We start from the raw sequence: 20,897 nt of genomic DNA on the forward strand, positions 1-20,897 counted from the left end.
CGATTCTCGCCACGTGGGCGAGCGTAGAGGCACGTCAGGCGTCTTGATCACCGCCGCGCGGCGGCCACCACCCCGGTGATACGGCAGCGGTCCCGCACCTCACCCTCGTCCAGGAGATACAGCGGCGTACCGAACCGGTCGGCGGCCTCGGCGAGCGACACTCCCCCGACGGTGACATCGCCGCCGGGCGCGGTCCGGGCCGGGGCGGGCCAGATGGAGAGATCGTGGGGGTCGTCCCCCGGAAGTGCTGTTGCGGCCGGGGACAGGGAGAGTGACATGGCAGAAGCCCTTCTAGCCGATCAGCAGGTTCAGGCAGGTTGGGGACGACGGACCGCCCACCGGCACCGCGGCCGGGGACGCTGCAATGACGCTATCCCCGCAGGTCAGGGCCCCGACCCCGGCCCTGACGCGTGCCTGACGCGGAGAGACGATCCCTGACGCGCCCTTGACGTACGGACTACGGCCCGACCGCCTCGCGCGCTGCCCCGGCCGCCTCGCGCGTTCCCCCGGCTACCCGTCCGCGAGCAGGGCGTCCAGCCGGGGGAAGTGCCGGGCGATCGGATCGCCGGTGAAGTCGCCGATCCAGCCGCCCTCCTCCGCGAAGAAGCGGATGGCGGCGAACTCCGGGCGCGGACCCATGTCGAACCAGTGCCGGGTGCCGGCGGGCACCGACAGCAGGTCGCCCGCCTCGCACACGACGGCGAGGACCAGCCCGTCCAGGTGCAGGTAGAAGCAGCCCGTGCCGTGCGCGAAGAACCGCACCTCGTCCTCCGCGTGCCGGTGCTCCTCGAGGAAGGTGGAGCGGGCCTTGGCGGCCTTCTCCTCCCACTCCGGGCCCTCCTCGGCATGAAGGCGCACGATGTCGGCCAGTCGCAGCCCCTGCCGTTCGCGGAGCTCGTCGATCTCGGCCCGGTAGGAATCCAGGAGCACGTCGGAGCCGAGGCCGGCGGTGACTTGGACGCGCAGCGGCCAGCGCTGGAAGGAGACGCCCTGGGCCCGCAGCGCGCCGGTGATCTTCGCTTCGTCGCGGGTCCTGAGCAGCACTGTTTCCGGTTTGTCCTCGAGCATGATCTGAAGGAGTGTCACGGTGTCGGTCCTCTCACAGTGCGGCAGCCCGTCGAGGCGCGTACAGAGGGAACAACCATGAGTGCTCCTCGGCGCGATGCTGATGCCCCGCCAGCGTGCCACCTGAGGGACGGCCCGGACATCAAGCCCGGCCGGGCGCGGCCGGTTGCCACCCGGCTGTCACCCTCCGGGCCCGGCCGCGCCGTCGTACACCGGGCTCGCGCCCCGGCCGTCAGCGGCGCGGGACTGGGGGCGCCCGCCCGCTGCGATGCCAATCCGGACGACCCGGGCAATGGCACAGCAAAGTTATCGCTTGTCAGGTAAAGCCGTGGGAAGCAATCCGCCAACAGGCTTGTCCTGCACATGATCTACGGGTGTGATCGCGACAGCCGCCCAGCGCGGTCTGACTCCACACAAGGAGGATTCATGCCCAGAGTTCGTCCGCGGCAGCGTGCCGTGGTCGCAGCGGCCGGGGCCACCGCCCTCACCGCCGCCGTGCTCATATCCGCCCCGCTGACCGGGGCCGCCACCGCGGCGCCCGCCGCCAAGGCCCCGGTGACCCGGGTGGTGCCCGCCGTCGCCGGCCACCACCTCGTCCGCGCGGTCGGCAGCCCGCTCAGCACCGAAGAGTGCCAGGCGAAGTGGAAGATCAACTGCTATACGCCGACGCAGTACCGGCAGGCGTACAACCTGAATCCGCTGTACCGCGCCGGGATCACCGGCAAGGGCCGCACGATCGTCATCGTCGACTCGTTCGGCTCGCCGACCATCCAGCACGATCTGGACGTGTACAGCAACCAGTTCGGCATCAAGAGCGCTCCGGTGCAGGTCATCAAGTGGGGCGACGTCCCGCCGTGGGACCCGGCGAACGCGGACATGACGGGCTGGGCGGGCGAGTCCACCCTGGACGTGGAGATGGCCCACGCCGTCGCCCCCGACGCGAAGATCATCCTGGTGGAGACGGCGGTCGCCGAGACCGAGGGCGTCACCGGTCTGCCGGAGATGATGGACGCGGAGAAGTCACTGATCGACCGCGGTATCGGCGATGTCATCACCCAGAGCTTCGGGGCGACCGAGAACACCTTCCCCGGTTTCGACCAGGGCGACTTCTCCAGCATCGAGAACCTGCGGTACGCCTTCAAGGACGCGGCCAAGCACGGCGTGACCCTGCTCGGGTCCTCCGGTGACAGCGGCGCCACGGACTACGTGGCCGACGGCAGCGCCAACTACCCGTACGCCGTGAACTCCTGGCCGTCGGCGGACCCGCTGGTGACCTCGATCGGCGGCACTCAGCTGCACCTGAACGACGCCGGAAACCGCACCGCGCCGGACAGCGTGTACAACGACAACGGGGCGAGCGGCGGCGGGCAGTCGCACGTCTTCGGCCGTCCCGCGTACCAGAACGGCGTCAAGGGCATCGTCGGCGACCACCGCGGCACGCCCGACATCTCGATGGCCGCCGCGGTCGACGGCGGCGCCTGGGTGTACTCCAGCTACGACCCGAAGTCGATCGGCTGGGACGTCTCCGGCGGCACGAGCGAGGCGAGCCCGCTCTTCGCCGGCATCGTGGCGCTGGCCGACCAGGTCGCGGGGCACCGCGTGGGCGACATCCACAACGCGCTGTACACACTGGCCAAGCAGTCCCCGCACAACCCGTTCACCGGCGTCGTGGACGTCGCGGACGGCACGAACAACACCTATGCCGGGGTCCCCGGCTACACCGCGGTGAAGGGCTACGACATGGCGACCGGCGTCGGCACCATCGACGCGGCCCGCTTCGTGCCGGCTCTCGCCCTGCAGAGCTGGCTGCACTGATTCAGCGCTGGGTGCACTGACTGAGCGGCACGCTTCCGGCCGCCGCCGTACCCCCGGGCGGGGCGGCGGACGGTCGTCGCCACGACGCGGCGGCGTTGTTCAGAGCTCCGCGCCGGGGGACGGGGTACCGTCGGCGCCGGCGTGCAGGACCTGGTCCGGAGCGAGCGTCCGCGGGACGAGCCGGGCCGCGACCTGACTGATCGGCAGGCCCTCGCGGCGTGCGTACTCCCGCAGACTGCCCGGCGCCTGTTCGATCGTCCGGTCTCCGGCCGCGGAGAGCAGACCCTTGGCCTGCTCCACCGTGGACTTGGTGGTGAGCGCATGCTGCAGCCGGGTGAGGATCTCGCTCACCGGCCGCGGCTCGGCCGGCCAGTGCAGCACACCGTCAGGACCGCGACGTCGGCCATCGCCTGGACGAGGTGCAGATTGGCGTCGGTGGCGTCCCCGGCCCGGCAGAAGAAGAGGCCGACGGAGCCGACCGTCCGCTCGTGCAGGCGCAGCGGCACCGTGTGCAGGGCCAGGAAGCCGGTCGCCTGGTGCACCTCGTCATGACTGCCCTCTGCCTCTGCCGCCCAGGGTACGTCGCCGTTCGACGATCCGCTCATGTCCTCGTTGGTGTGCAACCGCAGTACCGCGGCGGTGACCGCGTCCGCCACCAGCAGCGCCACCCGCAGTTCGGGCTCCGACAGCGCGCCCGCGACCGTGCGGTACAGGTCCAGCGTCCCCGCGGCAATCGCCCCCACCGCCAGCGGGAAGGAGTACACCGCGCGTACTCCCAGCTCCCGGGCTCCCTGGGCGAAGACCGGCCACCGCTGCGCGTCGGGCCCGCGCTCCAGATCGTCCACGCACACCGCGGCCCCCCGTTCGAACGCGCGTCGGCACGGGCCGTCGCCCAGACTGGACTGGAGCTCGGCCAGTCGCGCCGCGACCGGCCCGGACGAACACAGCAGGGCACGGGACTCCCCGCGCCCGTTCATCAACGAGATCGAGGCTCCGGAGACCGAGAGCAGGTCGACCGCCGCCGTGCACAACAGGGCGGGGATCCGCTGCGGGCAGGCCCGCAGCGACCAGCGGCGCCTGGCCGACCTCGCCGAGCAGATCGTCAACGGCCGGTAGTACTGCGCCGATCGGCCTCGGGGACTCCCGGCCCGGCCTCGGCGGGGTCGCGGGCCGGGAAGCGCAGTCGGCCGGCGACGTCAGCGGGCCTCGATCCGCCCATTGGCGCGCAGCGAACCGCCGCAGGACAGGGTCTCGGTGCCGTCGCCCCTCACATAGCCGCCACTGATCGTGGCGACGGTCACCGGCCACCGGATGTTGCTGGTGTCGAGGCAGTCGACGGTGAGACGCCAGGTGTACGACGCTCCGCTGTAGCAGGTGGCCGTGGCGGAATTGCCGCTGCCCGACAGGAAGCACGGAAGCTGAGCGGCCTGCGCGGGAGCCACGGTCAGCGCGCCGGCAGTCGCGGCAGCGCAGGCAGCCAGGCCCAGCAAGGTCTTCAGTCGCACGGTGGGACCTCTTTCGCATGGCAGGTGGGGGGAGTTCGGCGACGACGACCAAGATCTCGCGCCGTGGCCACTATGACGTCCGGTAGCACCTGGGGTCTAGACCAATTGGCGTCGTTATCACGGGACTTGACGATCCGAACGGCGGCATTCGTCCCGCCACGCACATTACGTAGGGCCGGAATTCCGCCATCGCTCAGACGTCGGTGGCGGTGCCCGCGAGGCGGGCGAAGACCACGACGTTGTCGGCGTAGCGGTGTCCGTCGAAGGCTCCGCCGCAGGTGATCAGGCGGAGCTGGGGATCCGGCTGCGGCCCGTACACGGCGGCGGTGGGAAACCGGTCCTTCGGGAAGCGCTGGACCGACGTCACCTGGAAGCGGGCGCTGCTGCCGTCGCTGAGGGTGACGGTGATGACATCGTCCGGCCTGAGCAGCCACAGCCGCGCGAACACGGCGGGACCGTCGAGGGAGTCGACATGGCCCACCATGACGGCCGGGCCGATCTGCCCGGGGACGGAGCCGCCGCCGAACCAGCCCGCCTGCGCCGGATGTTGCGGAACCCGCAGGACGCCGGTGGACGACAGCGCGAGGGTCTCCAGCGTGCTGCGGACCTGGATGGCCGGGATGGACAGCATGCTGGGGCGCACCGCGGAACCCCGGGCGGAACCCGGCGGCCGGGTGGCGGACGGGACGGGACCGGGCGGTGCGACGGCCGACCGGGGCGGCCTGGTCACCGCCGGTGGGATCGGAGTGCGACAGGCTCACGCCGAGTCCCACCGCGCCACAGAGCGCTGACGTCGCCCCGAGCAACGCCAGCGATCCGAGGGCGACCCGGTGCGGCCGCCCGGGTCGGGCGTGCCGCGGCGCGCGGGTCCTGGTGAGACGCACCATGAAGTCTCAGGTCCGTCGCAGGCGCCGCACGGCGAAGAGGACCGCGCCCAGGCCCAGCACCAGAGCGGCGCTCCACCAGGCGGCAGCCGGCAGGCCGGAGGACGAACCGCCTCCGCCCGCCGTTGTGGCGGCTGGCTTGCTGAGACCGCCGAGACCCGCCTCGACACCGCCGCCCGGCTGGGTGGCGGGCCCGCTGGAGTCGGTGAGGTCCAGCAGCCTGGGCGCCGCACCCGAGGAGGAGAGCACCACCAGGGTGTGGGTGCTGCGGCCGGCGAGTTGCAGCGTACGGGTGGTGCTGGCAGCACCCGCGCTGACCTTCACCGTGGTCGCACCGGCGGGCACCGTGCGGTAGGGCGTCGAGGTCGGGAAGCGCAGCTGGCTCGGGTCGTTCCGCGCGACCTGGACGGCGACGGAGGGCTGGTTCAGCGACGCCTGGATCACCCGTACCCCGGCCTGGTCCGCCGGTGCGGAGAGCTGATCGGCGAGCGTCCGCAGCTCGAGCGCCGATCCAGGGCCGAGACCGGCCACCGTATAGGCCTTGCCCTTCTCGACCCGGACGGTGGAGGAGATCACCGGGGCCACGGAAGGAGCCGCGCCCGCCAGCCGCATCGCCACCGTGTACTGGCCGCCCGCCACGGACTCGTACGGCGAGGCATCGCCGTACGAGACGTTCTTGAGCACCATCGCGGCCCTGGAGCCGCCGAAGGGGTACAGGTACACGTCCACCGCGGGAGCGCCCGGCGAGAAGTGGGCGAGTCGCAGCCAACCGCCCGCCCCGGCAAGGGCGGTGGCGGGTGCGGCGGAGGCGGTCGCGGCGGCGGGACCGGCCGGCACGGCGATGCACAGTGCCGCCGAGAGCAGGGCGGCCGCGGGTCTGCGGAAGAAACTCGTCGTGCGGAGGGAACGCGTCATACGGAGCAGCCTTTCTGGCGTACGGGGTGGTCGGACGGAGTCGGACGGAGTCGGATGCCGTTCACGGAGCCGGATCGTTCTGCGGGTTAACCGGTGCCGGCTGGGAGTAGAGCAGGCTCAGTACGGCCGGGGAGTCCGCCCGGGCCGCGCGGGACACGGTCTTCAGCGGGCGGTAGGGCGCTTGTTGTGCCGCGATCAGGGCCCGTAGGGCGGTGGCCGGCCCGGCGGTGCCCACGGCGGACACCGTGTCGATGGCGGTGATGTCCACCGCGCTCCGGGGAACGCCCGGGCCCGCACCGGGGGCGGCCGCGCCGAAGGACTCGACGGTCAGGGTATGACCGCTGCTCAGCGTCGCGAGCAGCGCGCACACCCGCATGTCCACCAGCCCCTGTTCCAGCGGGGTGCGGGCCGGGGCGGCGACCGTGACACGGCTGTTGGCCAGCAGCGCCCTCCCTGCGAGGCGGCGGTCGGCCAGATCGGCGGCCATCGCGCGGGAGTAGGACGCCCGGCCGGCATGCGCGACGGCCTGGACCGTGACCTGTTGGGGCCCGGAGCCGAACGCGGCGAGCGGCTCCGCGGCCGTCACCTCCAGGACAGCGGCGCCCAGGCGGGTACGCAGGGTCGAGGTGAGCACGGCGATGTCCGCGCTCTGCAGTTCCAACGCGCTGGCCTTGACCCACACCATCGACGAGGCGGGAAAGCCGAGTGCGGCGAGCGATCCGCACACGGCCGCGTCGCAGGCGACCACCTGCCCGGAGCCGACGTGCTGGGCGATCCACCGGGCCGTCTCAGTACGGACCGCGGGCGGCAGTTCGGGCCCCGCGGGACCGGGCGGGCCGCTCGCGACAGTGATCGCCTGCGGCCCGGCGCGCTCCGGATGACCGTCCACGGTGACCAGTACGACCCCTGCGGCGATCAGCGCGACGGTGGTCGTCGCCGCCGTACCGACGAGGAAACGGCGGCCCGCGGAACGGTGGCCGTCCCCGGTGCGCGGGATGGTGGGACCCACCCCTAATCGCCTGCGGCCGAAGGAGCGGAGGGCGTTCCAGCGGACCCGCGCCCAGGTCGGCTCCCCACCCGGCGGGGTGCGTACCGGCGCGACGGGCGGGGCGGCCAGTATCACCTCGTCCGGCCATGGCGAAGGCCCGGTGTCACAGCGCGATGACTCGAGCCCCGGAGCAGTGCCCGGCGGCTGAACCCGCTGCACCGGTCGACGGGGTTCGAAGAAGTCCTGTGGCATTGCACTCGTTAGAAGGACGGGCGGCGGAACTGGCTACCGCAGAGCTGGTCCGGCGGTTCGTTCCTTGCGGCACCGTGCATACGTCGCCCGAAGTCCGGGCGCGATCATCACGGCACCTGGTGCGACTACAAAGAGGTTCGAATATCAGCACAGTTGGTCGATGGTGGCAAGGTCTCTCCCCGTCCGCAGCCAGGACCCGCCGACCGGGCTCGCAGCCCGGATCGCTGAGCGGCCCGCCGAGCGGGCCCTGATCACAGGGGCGCCGGGGAGGAGGCGCCGGGGATCAGCAGTTGGGGGGTGCTGCTGCCGTCGGCCGGGACGCTCCACAGGTCGGTGCTTCCGACCGCGCCCTCGGTGGGGAGGGCGTAGGCGAGGGTGCTGTTGTCCAGCCAGGTGGCCTGGTCGTCGACGCTGTGGTGTTCGGCGAGCGGCGTCTCGTGGAGCGTGCGCAGGTCGAGGACGTACTCGCGCCAGAGTGCCGCGCCGCGTAGGACGCGCTTCTTGAAGGCGACGCGGGTGCCGTCCGGGGACAGGGACGGACATTCGACGTTCTGCGTCAGGGTGGTGACGGTGCGGTGGGCGAGGGATCCCCGGATGAGATAGGTGCGGCCGCCGGTACCGAGAGTGGCGTAGAAGGTCTCGTCGTCGGCCGCGAAGGTGACACCCCAGAAGTTGGCATCGGCGGCGTGGTACTTCTTGCCGTCCAGGAGGATGGTGAACTCCTCCAGGTTGGACGTGAGTTGCCAGGTGCGGGTGTCCAGGATCGCGGTGCGGGTGGAGAAGAAGGCCGCGCCGTAGGATTCACCGCCGACAAAGACGGTCCAGGCGGCCAGATGTCCGCTGGGCGAGACCCGGGCCCGGCTGGGGATGCCCGCGAGCGGGAAGCTGCGCAGCGTGCCCAGGTTCTTGTCCAGGACCAGGGCGCGGTTGCTCTGCGCGACCGCGCCGGGGGCGGACTGGAGGCAGACGCCGGTCCCCGCGGCAGCGTAGAAGCGCTGGCACTTGACGCCGGAGGCGGTCCGCCCGGCCTTGGGGTCGGCGGCGGGGACGGAGGCGAGTTCGGTGAGGTGCGGGCCCCGGGCCCCGTTGAGGAAGGCCACCTTTCCCGACTGTGTCAGCGTCACCTTGCCCGCGCTGACCGCGGGTCCGCCCGCCTGCGGCTGGTTCTTCTGATCCGCGTGCGAGGAGGCGCGCAGGATCAGTACGGTACCCAGACCCGCGAGGAGCAGGACCGCCATGGCGAGTACGAGCAGGCGGCGCAGCGGTGTCATCGGGATCCTCGGGGGTGTCGGGACAGAGCTGATAGCTGGGCGGGTGCGAGGGCGGCAGCCGGTTCCGGCGCGCACCCCGGGATCATCGGCGGCCACCCGCCGGCCGCAGCACGACACCGGCGACGGCCGCACAACAGAGCAGGCCGACCGCGGAACCGGCCAGCGCCGGTCCGTCCCCCCAGAGCGTCCAGGCCGCGCCGAAGGCGAGCGAACAGCAGAAGCGGGCCAGCGCCTGACCGGTGCCGACCAGCGCGAGGCCGCTGGCGCGCAGTTGCTCGGGGACGATGTCGGCGACCACGGCGGGCAGCACGCCGTCGGTGGCGGCGTAGAACATGCCGTGCAGCGCGAGCACCAGGAACGGCAGGGCTGTCGTGTCGGGGGCCCAGAGCAGCAAGGCATAACCCATGAGCAGCAGGGCGTGTCCGGTGAGGAACACGCCGCGCCGCCCGACCCGGTCGGCCAGAAAGCCGACGGGCACGGCCAGCAGAAGGAACACGGCGGCGGTGCCGAGCGGCAGCAGCGGGAACCACTGCTCGCCGAAACCGGAACGGCGTTGCAGCAGCAGATAGACGAAGGCGTCGCTGACGGTGGTGAGACCGAGCAGCGCGGCGCAGCCGGCGAGCGCGCGAAGGCGTGGCAGCCGCAGCAGCCGCAGCGCCTCGCGAACGTCGACGGGTCGCTTCTCCTCGACCGCGACCGCGGCCACGGCCGTGTTGCCGGTCCCGGCTTCGGCCTCGTCCTCGCGCCCGGCCGCCGGTACGGCCCGCGCACCGCGCGGCTTCCCCGGGACGAACAGCACCAGCACCAGCACACCGACCGCGGCCACACAGGCGCTGACGCCGAAGACGGCGTCATAGCCGTCGGTCGCCGCGCGCAGGATCAGGAAGGCGGCGACGGGTCCGAGCACGGCGCCGGTGGTGTCCATCGCCCGGTGCACCCCGAAGGCCAGGCCCTGGTACTCCGGCGCTGTGGACAGGGAAATCAGCGCATCGCGCGGGGCGGTGCGCAGTCCCTTGCCGGTGCGCTCCAGTGCGAGCACCGCGCCCAGCGGCCCGAGGCTGTGGGCGAGCAGCAGCAGCGGTTTGCACACTGCGGACAGGCCGTAGCCGATCCCGGCTATGAGTTTGTGGTTCCGCACCCGGTCGGCGAGGTGACCGCCCGCGAGCTGCACCAGCGCGCTGACCCCGTTGTAGACGCCGTCGAGTGTGCCGAAACCCAGCGGGCTGAGGCCGAGTCCCACGACGAGATAGAGCGGCAGGACAGCGGTGACCATCTCCGAGGAGATATCGGTGATCAGGCTGACCGCGCCCAGCGCGAAGACAACCGAGGTGACCGCCGGTACCGGGCCGCGCTTGCGACCCGGTGCGGTGTTCGCCCCGCTGGGGGCGGAGCGATCCGCGAGATACATGATCAGGAGCTCCAGTTGCCGGTGTCGTCGGAAGCGGCGGAGGAGTTGTCGGCGCAGCCGAGGCCGTCCATGTACTCGAACGTGCGATGAACACTTTAGTGGTTGTATGTGATGGCGGAGGGGGTTCCCACGGAACAGGGCATGTCCAGGACCCCTACCAGGCACTTTCCCCGGGCGGGACCCGTCCTGCTCCCGGTCGGGGTCCCGCGATCAGCCCTCCCGGCTGCTCTCGTCCCGCAGCCAGGTGCCGAAGTCCTGTGAAGCGATCGCCTTCCTGGACCCCCGACGGGCGACGAGTGCGGCGGAGATGAAGACGACGACGCCCAGGAACAGCCGTGGCTCCGCACGGAGCAGCGCACGAAGATCCGCCATACTCGTCCGGGCCGACGGCTGGGCCGGAGGCTGCTCCGAGGACCGGCCCTTCGCGCGGGCCGTCTCCGGAATCTGCTCCCGCTCCTGGTACTGCTCCAGCTGGGCGGACGAAGTCGCCGCCCGGATCCGCCGCTTGATCAGATCGGACCAGGTACGCGGCGGGTGGACGACGACCCGGGCCGTGTCCACCACCAGCCGCTCATCGGGTCCGAAGGCGAGCGACGCGGCCAGATCGTCGGCCATCAGCGGCGGCAGTGCGGCGATGCGTGCGTGCCCCGCCTCGGACACCGCGATGACGCCCCGGCCGAACAGGCCCTCCCGCACGGCCGGCAGCCGCTGCCACACCCGGTAGTACGCACGGACCCGCCACGCACAGCCGGCCAGCGGGAGGTCCCGCTCGGGGGCCGTCGCGAGCAGTGTCGACGAGTTGTCCAGCGTATGTGCCAGCGCCCGGACGTCCGAGGTCCCGATCACCACATCGGCGTCCACGTACAGCCGGGGGAAACCGCGCGCGTGCTCGTCACCGACCCTCAGCGCCGCGTGCTTCGAGGGGGCCGGGATCTCGACGACCCGGACACTCGCGCCGCGGAGACCCGCGACCCGCGCGGTGTCGTCCGTACAGCCGTTGCACACCACCACGATGTCGATCTCGCCGGCGGAGGACTCCGCCAGAAGCGAGTCCAGGAGGCGGCCGATGACCCGGCCCTCGTTGTGGGCGGGGATCACGATGCTCGTCACCCGGGAAGTATGCGGCCATGGAGCACGTTGTTGCTGAGTGTTTCGTCCAACTGTCCCCCCAGCTGGGTCCGGTGGTCTAGATTGAGCGTCGGCGGACCGGTTTGGGCGGGGAATATCACCCCTGGCCGACCAGTTCCGGCAATGCTGTGATCAATTCGGGGAATTCTGGGGCGGATTGATGCCAGCGGGGGCTCCAGCGCGCTCGGACAAGCCAGACCGGGCCCGGACAGTACACGCGCGTCAGGGTTCTGCCGTGGGAACGACACGGCAGCACTCGTCACAACTGATCAAAACGGATTCCGGCTGCGGGGGGAAGATGCAGCCGGCCGTCCGGAATCGTTCGGTCAGGTGTAAGAACCACGTACTCCTCTGCGACCGTCGGTGTCCGTACCGCCCTCCCGTCACGTGAGTTGTCGGCAGGACGGGTGCGGGGACGCCTGCCGGCCGGGCGGAGTACGTAGAGCACCGTGGTGGGGGGAGCATGACCGTTGAGCAGGTCACGCATGAGTCACAGGTTGTGGAACGCGGGATTCCAGGGGTGCGCCGACAGCATTCCGATCGGCAGCACCAGGACATCCCGCTGGTCACGGACGGCCTCGCGGCCGCGGCCGCCCTGCGGGGCAGGCACGCGCCCCGCCGTCGGCTGAACGGGCGCCGGGCAGCATCCCGCCGCAGGGGCACGACGGTCCCTGCCGGGCCGCCGCGCGGCGCCTGCGACGTGTCCGCGCATCTCACGTACCTCACCCATGAACTGTCGACGCGTCAGCCAACGCGCACGAACGCGTGCGCGAAAGGAAGAGGAACACTGTGACGGACACTGTGAAGGGCGCTGTGAAGAACGCCGGCGCTTCCGGGCGGGGACCCGTGGAGCCGTTGGGGGTAGCCGTGGTCGGCGCCGGTTACTGGGGCCCGAACCTCGTCCGCAACTTCCAGTCCAGCCCGCGGTTCCGGCTGCGGTGGCTGTGCGATCTCGACGTGGACCGGGCACAGCGGGTCCTCGGCACGTACTCCACGGTCCAGGCGACCTCGGACTACGCGGCGGTCCTCGCCGATCCGTCCGTGGACGCCGTCGCCGTGGCCACTCCCGCCGGAACGCACCTCGAGGTGGCACTGGCCGCGCTGCGCGCCGGCAAGCACGTGCTCGTCGAGAAGCCACTGGCCGCCACCTACGCGGACGGTCTGCGCCTGGTGACCGAGGCCGAGGAGCGCGGTCTCACCCTGATGTGCGACCACACCTACTGCTACACACCGGCCGTGGGCCGCATCCGGGAGCTGGTCCGCTCCGGTGATCTCGGCGAGATCCACTTCGTCGACTCGGTCCGGATCAACCTCGGACTCGTCCAGAAGGACATCGACGTCATGTGGGATCTGGCCCCGCACGATCTGTCGATCCTCGACTTCATCCTCCCCGACCACGTCGAGCCGGTCGCCGTCGCCGCGCACGGAGCCGACCCGATAGGCGCCGGACAGGCCTGCGTTGCCTATCTGACGCTGCAGCTCAACACCGGGGCCATCGCCCACGTGCACGTCAACTGGCTGTCCCCGACCAAGGTACGGACCACCATGGTCGGCGGGTCCAAGCGCACTTTGATCTGGGACGACCTCAACCCCGCTCAGCGCGTCGCGATCTTCGACCGCGGGGTGGAACTGTCGACCCCCCAGGAGATCGGCGCGGACGAGCGCCGGGACATGCAGATCTCCTACCGGTCCGGCGACATGGTGGCGCCCGCGATCGGGGAGAAGGAAGCGCTCGGCAGCATGGTCGACGAGTTCGCCGCCGCGATCAGGGAGCGCAGGGCTCCGCTGACCGACGGCCGGGCGGGCCTTCGGGTGCTGGACATTCTTGAGGCGGCGTCCCGGAGCCTGGAGTTCCGCGGCGCGGTCGTCGGCCTGCGTGCCGGACGTTGACAGTTCCACGGAACACCAGGACCGATTCAGTGGGGGAACAGAGTTGAGCACCGTACGAGGCAAGAAGATTCTGGTCACCGGTGGCGCGGGCACCATCGGATCCAACCTGGTCGACCTTCTGGTCGACAACGGGGCACGTGAGATCGTCGTGCTCGACAACTTCGTGCGCGGCCGGATGGCCAACCTGGCTCAGGCCATGCCGAGCGGCGTCGTGGAGGTCGTCGAGGGCGACATCCGCGATGTGGCCACCGTACGGAAGGTCACCGAGGGCGCCGACCTCGTGTTCCACCTCGCCGCGATACGCATCACCCAGTGCGCGGAGGAACCCCGGCTGGCGAACGAGGTCATGGTCGACGGCACCTTCAACGTCCTGGAGGCGGCGGCCGCCGCCGGCGTGGGCAAGGTGATCGCCTCGTCCTCGGCATCCGTCTACGGCCTGGCGGAGACCTTCCCCACCACCGAGCGCCACCACCCGTACAACAACGACACGTTCTACGGGGCGGCGAAGGCGTTCAACGAGGGGGTGCTGCGCAGTTTCCACTCCATGTACGGCCTCGACTACGTGGCACTGCGCTACTTCAACGTGTATGGGCCCCGGATGGACATCCACGGTCTGTACACCGAGGTGCTCATCCGCTGGATGGAGCGGATCGTGGCGGGAGAGCCGCCACTGATCCTCGGCGACGGCACCCAGACGATGGACTTCGTCCACGTCAGGGACATCGCCAGGGCCAACCTGCTGGCCGCCGAATCGGATCTCACCGACGAGGTGTTCAACGTGGCGAGCGGTACCGAAACGAGCCTGCGCGATCTCGCCCTCGCGCTGCTCGACGCGATGGGTGCGGATCTGGAGCCGCTGCACGGTCCGGCCCGCGCGGTGAACGGGGTGACCCGCCGCCTCGCGGACACCACGCAGTCCGCCGAACGCCTAGGGTTCACGGCGGAGATCGATCTGCGCACGGGGCTGCGGGACCTGGTGGACTGGTGGCGCGCGGAGCAGAGCGTGGACGCCGCCGCGAAGGCGGCTCAGGCCGCCGAGCCGGCGCAGGCCGAGCACGCCGCGCAGGCCGCGCACGAGCAGGCCGCGCGATGAGCGCCGCGGTGGATCCCTCGCTCTCCCGCATCCCGGTGATGATGCCGTGGCTGGGCGAGGAGGAGGCCAAGGCGGCCGCCGACGCGGTGCTGTCCGGGTGGGTCGCCCAGGGGCCCCGGGTCGCCGAGTTCGAGCGCGTCTTCGCGGAACGGGTGGGCGCGGAACACGGCATCGCGGTGAGTTCCTGCACCGCCGGCCTGCACCTGACCCTCATCGCGCTGGACCTGGGGCCCGGCGACGAGGTCATCGTCCCCTCGCTGTCGTTCATCGCCACCGCCAACGCCGTGCGCTACGTCGGGGCCCAGCCCGTGTTCGCCGATGTCGAGGCGGCCACCGGCAACCTGACGACGGCCACCGTGGACGCGGTGCGGACGCCCAGGACGAAAGCGGTCCTCGCCGTTCACCAGGGCGGGGTGCCCGCGGATGTGCACGCCCTGCGTGCCGCCTGCGCCGACTGGGACCTCGCTCTGGTCGAGGACGCGGCCTGTGCGATCGGCTCGACCGTGGGCGGCAAGTCCGTCGGCCACGGCGCGCTGCTCGCGGCATGGTCCTTCCACCCGCGCAAGGTGATCACCACCGGCGAGGGCGGCATGGTGACCACGGACAACGCACAGTGGGCGGAGCGGTTGCGCCGGCTGCGCGAGCACGGGATGAACGCGTCCGCCGCGCAGCGGCACGCGAGCACCAAGCCCATCCTGGAGAGCTATCTCGAAGTCGGTTACAACTACCGGATGACCGACATCCAGGCCGCGGTCGGTCTGGTCCAACTCGAAAAACTGGACGAGGTGGTGGCGCGGCGCCGCGCCCTGGCCGCCCGCTACGAGACACTGCTGCGGGACATTCCGGGGCTGACCGCGGTCCGCGACCCCGAGTACGGGCAGGGCAACTTCCAGTCCTACTGGGTGCTGCCGTCCGAGGACTTCCCGGCGAGCCGTGACGAACTGCTCGCCGCGCTCTCCGAGGCCGGGATCTCCGCCCGGCGCGGCATCATGGCGTCGCATCTCGAACCCGCCTACCAGGGACATCCCTCGGCGCCGCTGCCGGTCACCGAGCGGATCAGCCGCGACTCGCTGATCCTGCCGCTGTTCCACACGATGACCGAGGCCCAGCAGGACCGCGTGGTGGCGGTGCTCCGCGAACAGGCCGACGGATGAGCGGCCCCGCCAGACCCGGCCCGCCGGGCTCCGGCGCGGAGAGGTCCGGAGCGGAGAGTTCCGACCGCTCCGAGCTCGTGATCATCGGCGCGGGCGGGTTCGCGCGGGAGACCGCCCAGGCGGTACGGGATGCCAACGCCGAGGACACCGCCCGGGGCCGCGCCGAGCGCTGGAAGCTGCTCGGCCACCTGGACGACAACGCGGCGCTGCACGGCCGGGAGGTGGACGGCATCACCGTGCTGGGCGGGTGCGACCTGGTTCACGAGCTGCCCGGTGCGCGGCTGGTGATCTGCGTCGGCAACCCCCGGGACTACGCCGCACGGGCGCGTCTGGTGCGGCGACTGGGGCTGCCGGAACACCGCTACGCCACGGTGATCCATCCTGCCGCGGTGGTGTCGGGGACCTCGGCCGTCGGCCCCGGCTCGGTGCTCCTGGCGCACAGCGTCCTGACGGCCGCCGTGCGGGTGGGGGCGCATGTGGCCGTGATGCCGCACGTCGTCCTCACTCATGACGATGTGATCGGGGACTACGCCACGATCGCCTCCGGTGTCCGGCTCGGCGGGGGCGTACGGCTGGAGCGGGGTGCCTACGTGGGTGCGGGGTCCCTGGTCCGCGAGTGCACGACGATCGGCGCGTGGTCGCTGATCGGTATGGGAAGCACCGTGCTCGGCGATGTGCCGCCGGGCGAGGTCTGGGTCGGCAGTCCCGCCGGCCGACTGCGCGAGGCGGGGATCCCGGCACTCGACGAGATCCGAGCCGCTGGTAACGACGTCGGCCGCCGGCCGGCTGAACGGATGGGGAGCTCAGTCACATGAACCAGATACCACTTGTCGACCTCAAGGCGGCCCATGCCGAAGTCGCCGATGACGTACGGGACGGTTTCGAGCGCGTTCTGGCGGCCACCGCGTTCATCGGCGGCGAAGAGGTCCGGGAGTTCGAACGCGAGTACGCGGCCTTCGCCGGTGTCGCGCACTGCGTCGGTGTGGCAAACGGCACCGACGCCCTTGAACTGGCGCTGCGGGCGAGCGGTGTCGGGGTCGGCGACGAGGTGGTGCTGCCGGCCAACACCTTCATCGCCACGGCGGGCGCGGTGGCCAGGATCGGTGCCAAGCCGGTGCTGGTGGACTGCGATCCCGACAGTCTCCTCATGGACCACCGGGCCGCACTCGACGCGGTCGGCGCAGCCACCCGTGCGGTCGTGCCGGTCCATCTGTACGGGCAGTGCGCCGCCGTGACGGAACTGGCCGGTGCCCTGCCCGCGCACGTCAGGATCGTCGAGGACGCGGCGCAGAGCCAGGGCGCGACGCGCGACGGCCGCTCCCCGGGAAGCGGCGGGATCGCGGCCACCAGCTTCTATCCGGGCAAGAACCTCGGCGCCTACGGTGACGCGGGCGCGGTGGTAACCGACGACGAGGAGCGGGCCGACCTGGTGCGCGCGCTCGCGAACCACGGCGGCGTCGCCAAATACCGCCATGACGTGGCCGGGTTCAACAGCCGCCTGGACGGACTGCAGGCAGTCGTCCTGCGGGCCAAGCTGGCCCGGCTGGCCGACGGGAACGCGGCCCGGCGCGTGGCCGCGGCGCGCTACGACGCGCTGCTCGGCGACTTGTCCGGCGCCGGGCGCGTGGTGCTGCCGGTGACGGTCACCGGCAACGAGCACGTGTGGCACCTGTACGTCGTGCGCGTCGCCGGAGCGGACCGTGACGCCGTCGTGGGCAAGCTCAACGCGGAGGGCATCGGGGCCGGGGTGCACTATCCCGCTCCGGTGCACCTCACCTCGGCCTTCGGCCACCTCGGGCACCGCCGTGGCGACTTCCCAAACGCCGAGGAGGCAGCGGACCGGATGCTCTCGCTTCCGCTCTTCCCGCAGATCACCACCGATCAGCAGCAGCAGGTCGTGGACGCGCTCGCCGATGCACTGAATTGAGGCCGTTCGCCGCCGGATCTCACTGACGTGCGATCCGGCGCCGGTGCTCGCCTCACCCGCTCTGGTCTTCACCCCGTCTCACCGAGTCGGGTCGTCACTGCACTGCCGCTGAGAGGTACAGATGTACAGAAGGAGCAGACTGCTCCGGGGCGGGCTCTTCGCCCTGGCCACAGCCTTGGTAACCGCCGTACTGCCACCGCTGGCCGTGGTCGCCAGCGCCGCTGATCCGTGTGGATCAGGCATGAACCCCGTCGTCTGCGAGAACTCCAAACCGGGCACACCGATGGACCAGTGGTTCGCGCCCAACGCCTATGGCAACGTCCAGGGATTCACCACCCAGGAGAGCGTCCAGGCAGGCGACACCATCCAGTTCAAGATCCAGTCCCCGGCCGCCTACCATGTCTCGGTCTTCCGTCTCGGCTACTACGGCGGCAACGGAGCGCGCCAGCTGTCGACCGCGGCGCAGGCGGCCCAGACGTATCCCGCCAACTTCACCAAGGACGGCACGGCGAACACCCCGATCGACACCACGGTGGTCGACGGGGTGCCGGACGGAAAGCCGCGCAACTGCGGAACCGACACCACCACCGGCCTCGTGGACTGCGGCAACTGGCCGGTGACCGCGACCTGGACCGTACCGAGCGACGCGGTGTCCGGACTGTACATCGCCAACCTCGACCAGGCGGACGGCAACGGCGTGATGCCGTACCCGTTCATCGTGCGCAGTGACTCCAGCCACTCCGACATCGTCGTGCAGACCGATGACGAGACATGGCAGGCCTACAACCTGTGGGGCGGCCGGAACCTCTACGGGGGCACCGGGCCCGCACCCGACGGGCGCGCCTACCAGGTCAGCTACAACCGGCCGCTGGACATCGGCGGCGACAACGGCGTTTACGGCTCCGAGTTCGAGATGATCTCCTGGCTCGAACGGAACGGCTACGACGTCAGCTATCTCTCCGGCATGGACGTGTCCACCAAGGGCTCCCTGCTGACCAACCACAAGATGTTCATGTCCTCCGGCCATGACGAGTACTGGTCCCAGGAGCAGTACAGCAACGTCCTGGCGGCCCGGAAGGCAGGGGTCCACCAGACCTACTTCAGCGGCAACGAGGTGTTCTGGAAGACCCGGTTCGCACCGAGCACCGATGGCACCAGCACCGCCAACCGGACGCTGGCCTGCTACAAGATGACCAAGCTCGAACTCCCGCAGCCGGACGGCATCCCCGACCCCACCGGGATATGGACCGGGTCCTGGATGGACCCCGGTATCACCGCGCACGGCGCGCCCTTCCAGCCACAGAACATCCTCACCGGCTCGCTGTTCTCGGTGAACGGCTACCGCAGCGACGCGCTGACGGTGCCCGGCGCCTACAGCAAGCTGAGGCTCTGGCGCAGCACCACGGTCGCGAACCTGGCCCCGAACCAGACCGCCACCTTCCCGACCGGGACGCTCGGCTACGAGTGGGACAGTGCCGTGTCCAACAGCAGCAGACCCGCCGGCCAGATCGATCTGTCGTCCACCACGGTCGACGTCACCGACGGCAAATTGCTCCTCGACTACGGGAACACCTACGGCAACGGCACCGCGACCCACAACCTCGTCGAGTTCCGCGACCAGACCTCGCACGCCCTGGTATTCGGGGCGGGAACCGTGCAGTGGTCGTGGGGTCTGACCAACATCCCCACCAGCAACCCGAACGCCACGGTGGTGACCGAGGACAAGCGGATGCAGCAGGCCACCGTGAACGTGTTCGCGGACATGGGCCTCCAGCCCAAGAGCCTGCAGAGCGGCCTCGTCCTGGCGACGGCCTCCACGGACACCACCGGCCCCGCCATCACCGTGACCACCCCCGCCGCAAACGTCACCGTGCCCGCGTTGCGGCCGGTCACCATCACCGGGACCGCGGCCGACTCCGGCGGCGGCGTGGTGGCCCGGGTGGAGGTGTCCACCGACGGCGGAACGACCTGGAACCCCACCACCGGTCTGACGTCCTGGAGCTACAGCTGGACTCCGACGACCATGGGCTCGGCACAGATCAAGGTGCGCGCCGTGGACGACAGCGTCAACATCGGCGCCACCACCACCGTTCCGCTGACCGTCGGACCCCAGCAGTGCCCCTGCACCGTGTGGCCGGCCGCGGCCGTACCCGGCACCGTCAACGCCGGTGACGGCAGCGCGGTCGAGCTGGGCGTGAAGATCCGTACATCGGTGACCGGTTCGATCACCGCCGTCCGGTTCTACAAGTCCCCCGCCAACACCGGCACCCACACCGGCAGCCTGTGGAGCAGTTCGGGCCAGCGGCTCGCCACCGGCACCTTCACCAACGAGACCGCGTCCGGCTGGCAGCAGCTGAACTTCGCCTCGCCGGTGCCGGTGAAGCCGAACACCACCTACATCGCGTCCTACTTCGCACCGGGCGGCGGATACTCCTACGACAGCACCTTCGCGAACAACGCCGCGGGACTGGCTCCGCTCACCGCGCTGCAGTCCGGCACCGACGGCGGCAACGGCGTGTACCACTACGGTTCGGCGGGCGGCTTCCCGTCCTCCGCGTCGTCGGGAAGCAACTACTGGGTGGACGCCGTCCTGGACACCTCGACGGCCAGCACCGTCCCGCCCGCGGTCACCTCCACCTCGCCGACGTCCGGGGCGACCGGCGTGGCGATCACCGCACCGGTCAAGGCCGTCTTCAGCGAAGGGATCGACTTCGAATCGCTGGTGTTCACCCTGAAGGCCGCGAACGGCACCACCGTGCCGGGGGACAAGGTGCTCAGCGCCTCGAACAGCGCGACCTTCACGCCGTCCACCGAACTGGCGCTGAACACCACGTACACGGCTTCCGTCCAGGCCGCCGACCTGTGGGGCAACACGATGGACGCACCGACCACGTGGTCCTTCGTCACCAGTGCCACACCACCAGCGGTCAACTGCCCCTGCACCCTGTGGAACGCCTCCACGGTGCCGAGCACGACCGATCTGACCGGCGACGCCAACTCGGTTGAGCTGGGCACCCGGTTCCAGTCGGCGGTGAACGGCTACATCACCGGCGTCACCTTCTACAAGGGCACCGGCAACACCGGCACCCACTCCGGAAGCCTCTGGTCCGCCACCGGCACGCTGCTCGCCACCGGCACTTTCGCCGGCGAGACCGCGTCCGGGTGGCAACGGCTCACCTTTGCCACCCCGGTGGCCATCACCGCCGGCACCCCGTATGTGGTCTCCTACCACGCGCCGAACGGGAACTACGCGGTCGACGGAGGCTACTTCACCGGAGCGCACCAGTCCTATCCGCTGGTCGCCCCGGCCGACGGCAGCGGAGGATCCAACGGCCTCTACCAGTACGGGAGTGCCCCGGCCTTCCCGACCGGCACCTACGGATCCGCGAACTACTGGGTCGGCCCGGTCTTCACCACCACCGCACCGCCAGCCGCCGCGCTGGCAGGCACCTCAACTGAGCCCACCGCGGCCACGACTCCGGCCAAGACCGCGACTCCGGCTCCGACCGCACGCACCCACCGCCGCAAGGGAGGTTCCCGCTAGAGCGGGCCCGCGAGACCGGCAGGAACACAGCAGTCCGCACGACCACGTTTCCACCCGT

At 70.9% G+C, this 20,897-nt stretch carries 18 protein-coding genes; 7 read left to right on the plus strand and 11 right to left on the minus strand.

Annotated elements, in window-relative coordinates; all coding sequences use genetic code 11:
• Nucleotides 1–47: 47 nt before the first annotated feature.
• Entirely contained in the window at nucleotides 48–278 is a 231-nt protein-coding gene (locus tag QMK24_RS05105; protein WP_349307824.1) for a hypothetical protein, read from the minus strand.
• A 232-nt stretch (nucleotides 279–510) separates the two neighbouring features.
• A complete protein-coding gene (locus tag QMK24_RS05110) occupies nucleotides 511–1,086 on the minus strand; it encodes a 1,2-dihydroxy-3-keto-5-methylthiopentene dioxygenase (protein ID WP_283463911.1) in 576 nt (191 codons plus the stop codon).
• A gap of 405 nt (nucleotides 1,087–1,491) precedes the next feature.
• Between QMK24_RS05110 and QMK24_RS05115 the strand changes: the two genes are divergently transcribed.
• Complete coding sequence (locus QMK24_RS05115; RefSeq protein ID WP_283463912.1) at nucleotides 1,492–2,880, plus strand: S53 family peptidase; 1,389 nt, start codon at nucleotides 1,492–1,494, stop codon at nucleotides 2,878–2,880.
• A 99-nt stretch (nucleotides 2,881–2,979) separates the two neighbouring features.
• Here the strand turns inward: QMK24_RS05115 and QMK24_RS05120 are convergent, their stop codons facing one another.
• From QMK24_RS05120 to QMK24_RS05160, 9 genes are all read right to left on the minus strand, one after another.
• Nucleotides 2,980–3,231: an ANTAR domain-containing protein gene (locus QMK24_RS05120; RefSeq protein ID WP_283463913.1), complete on the minus strand. Its 252-nt coding sequence runs from the start codon at nucleotides 3,229–3,231 to the stop codon at nucleotides 2,980–2,982.
• On the minus strand, nucleotides 3,228–3,986 hold the full coding sequence (locus QMK24_RS05125) for a GAF domain-containing protein (protein ID WP_283463914.1): 759 nt from the start codon (nucleotides 3,984–3,986) through the stop codon (nucleotides 3,228–3,230). Before QMK24_RS05125 ends, QMK24_RS05120 begins: the two co-directional genes overlap by 4 nt.
• Before the next feature lie 90 nt (nucleotides 3,987–4,076).
• Nucleotides 4,077–4,385 (minus strand): hypothetical protein, encoded by a 309-nt coding sequence (locus QMK24_RS05130; protein ID WP_283463915.1) that lies wholly within the window; start codon nucleotides 4,383–4,385, stop codon nucleotides 4,077–4,079.
• A gap of 193 nt (nucleotides 4,386–4,578) precedes the next feature.
• Nucleotides 4,579–5,115, minus strand: coding sequence for a class F sortase (locus QMK24_RS05135; protein WP_349361987.1), 537 nt, complete (start codon nucleotides 5,113–5,115; stop codon nucleotides 4,579–4,581).
• 163 nt (nucleotides 5,116–5,278) lie between these two features.
• Nucleotides 5,279–6,184 (minus strand): DUF4397 domain-containing protein, encoded by a 906-nt coding sequence (locus QMK24_RS05140; RefSeq protein ID WP_283463916.1) that lies wholly within the window; start codon nucleotides 6,182–6,184, stop codon nucleotides 5,279–5,281.
• 61 nt (nucleotides 6,185–6,245) lie between these two features.
• Nucleotides 6,246–7,193, minus strand: a complete 948-nt coding sequence (locus QMK24_RS05145; protein WP_283463917.1) for a hypothetical protein — start codon at nucleotides 7,191–7,193, stop codon at nucleotides 6,246–6,248.
• A 482-nt stretch (nucleotides 7,194–7,675) separates the two neighbouring features.
• A complete protein-coding gene (locus tag QMK24_RS05150) occupies nucleotides 7,676–8,695 on the minus strand; it encodes a TolB family protein (RefSeq protein WP_283463918.1) in 1,020 nt (339 codons plus the stop codon).
• An 82-nt stretch (nucleotides 8,696–8,777) separates the two neighbouring features.
• Nucleotides 8,778–10,103, minus strand: a complete 1,326-nt coding sequence (locus QMK24_RS05155) for an MFS transporter (protein WP_283463919.1) — start codon at nucleotides 10,101–10,103, stop codon at nucleotides 8,778–8,780.
• A 210-nt stretch (nucleotides 10,104–10,313) separates the two neighbouring features.
• Nucleotides 10,314–11,213 carry a glycosyltransferase family 2 protein gene (locus QMK24_RS05160; protein WP_283463920.1) on the minus strand — a complete coding sequence of 300 codons (900 nt, stop codon included), beginning with the start codon at nucleotides 11,211–11,213 and terminating at the stop codon, nucleotides 10,314–10,316.
• An 807-nt stretch (nucleotides 11,214–12,020) separates the two neighbouring features.
• On the opposite strand from QMK24_RS05160, the gene QMK24_RS05165 reads away from it, so the two are divergent.
• The 6 genes from QMK24_RS05165 (at nucleotide 12,021) to QMK24_RS05190 (ending at nucleotide 20,839) form a co-directional block, all read left to right on the plus strand.
• On the plus strand, nucleotides 12,021–13,121 hold the full coding sequence (locus QMK24_RS05165; RefSeq protein WP_283463921.1) for a Gfo/Idh/MocA family protein: 1,101 nt from the start codon (nucleotides 12,021–12,023) through the stop codon (nucleotides 13,119–13,121).
• Nucleotides 13,122–13,164: 43 nt separating this feature from the next.
• Complete coding sequence (locus QMK24_RS05170) at nucleotides 13,165–14,214, plus strand: NAD-dependent epimerase/dehydratase family protein (RefSeq protein WP_283463922.1); 1,050 nt, start codon at nucleotides 13,165–13,167, stop codon at nucleotides 14,212–14,214.
• The gene (locus tag QMK24_RS05175; RefSeq protein WP_283463923.1) at nucleotides 14,211–15,368 is read left to right on the plus strand and encodes a DegT/DnrJ/EryC1/StrS family aminotransferase; all 1,158 of its coding nucleotides are present in this window, start codon (nucleotides 14,211–14,213) and stop codon (nucleotides 15,366–15,368) included. The genes QMK24_RS05170 and QMK24_RS05175 overlap by 4 nt, the downstream gene beginning before the upstream one ends.
• Nucleotides 15,365–16,183, plus strand: coding sequence for an acetyltransferase (locus tag QMK24_RS05180; protein ID WP_283463924.1), 819 nt, complete (start codon nucleotides 15,365–15,367; stop codon nucleotides 16,181–16,183). The genes QMK24_RS05175 and QMK24_RS05180 overlap by 4 nt, the downstream gene beginning before the upstream one ends.
• On the plus strand, nucleotides 16,180–17,295 hold the full coding sequence (locus QMK24_RS05185; protein ID WP_283463925.1) for a DegT/DnrJ/EryC1/StrS family aminotransferase: 1,116 nt from the start codon (nucleotides 16,180–16,182) through the stop codon (nucleotides 17,293–17,295). The genes QMK24_RS05180 and QMK24_RS05185 overlap by 4 nt, the downstream gene beginning before the upstream one ends.
• A 241-nt stretch (nucleotides 17,296–17,536) precedes the next feature.
• A complete protein-coding gene (locus QMK24_RS05190; RefSeq protein WP_283463926.1) occupies nucleotides 17,537–20,839 on the plus strand; it encodes a DUF4082 domain-containing protein in 3,303 nt (1,100 codons plus the stop codon).
• Nucleotides 20,840–20,897: the final 58 nt, after the last annotated feature.

The organism is Streptomyces sp. PH10-H1, assembly GCF_030063355.1.
Lineage (GTDB): Bacteria > Actinomycetota > Actinomycetes > Streptomycetales > Streptomycetaceae > Actinacidiphila.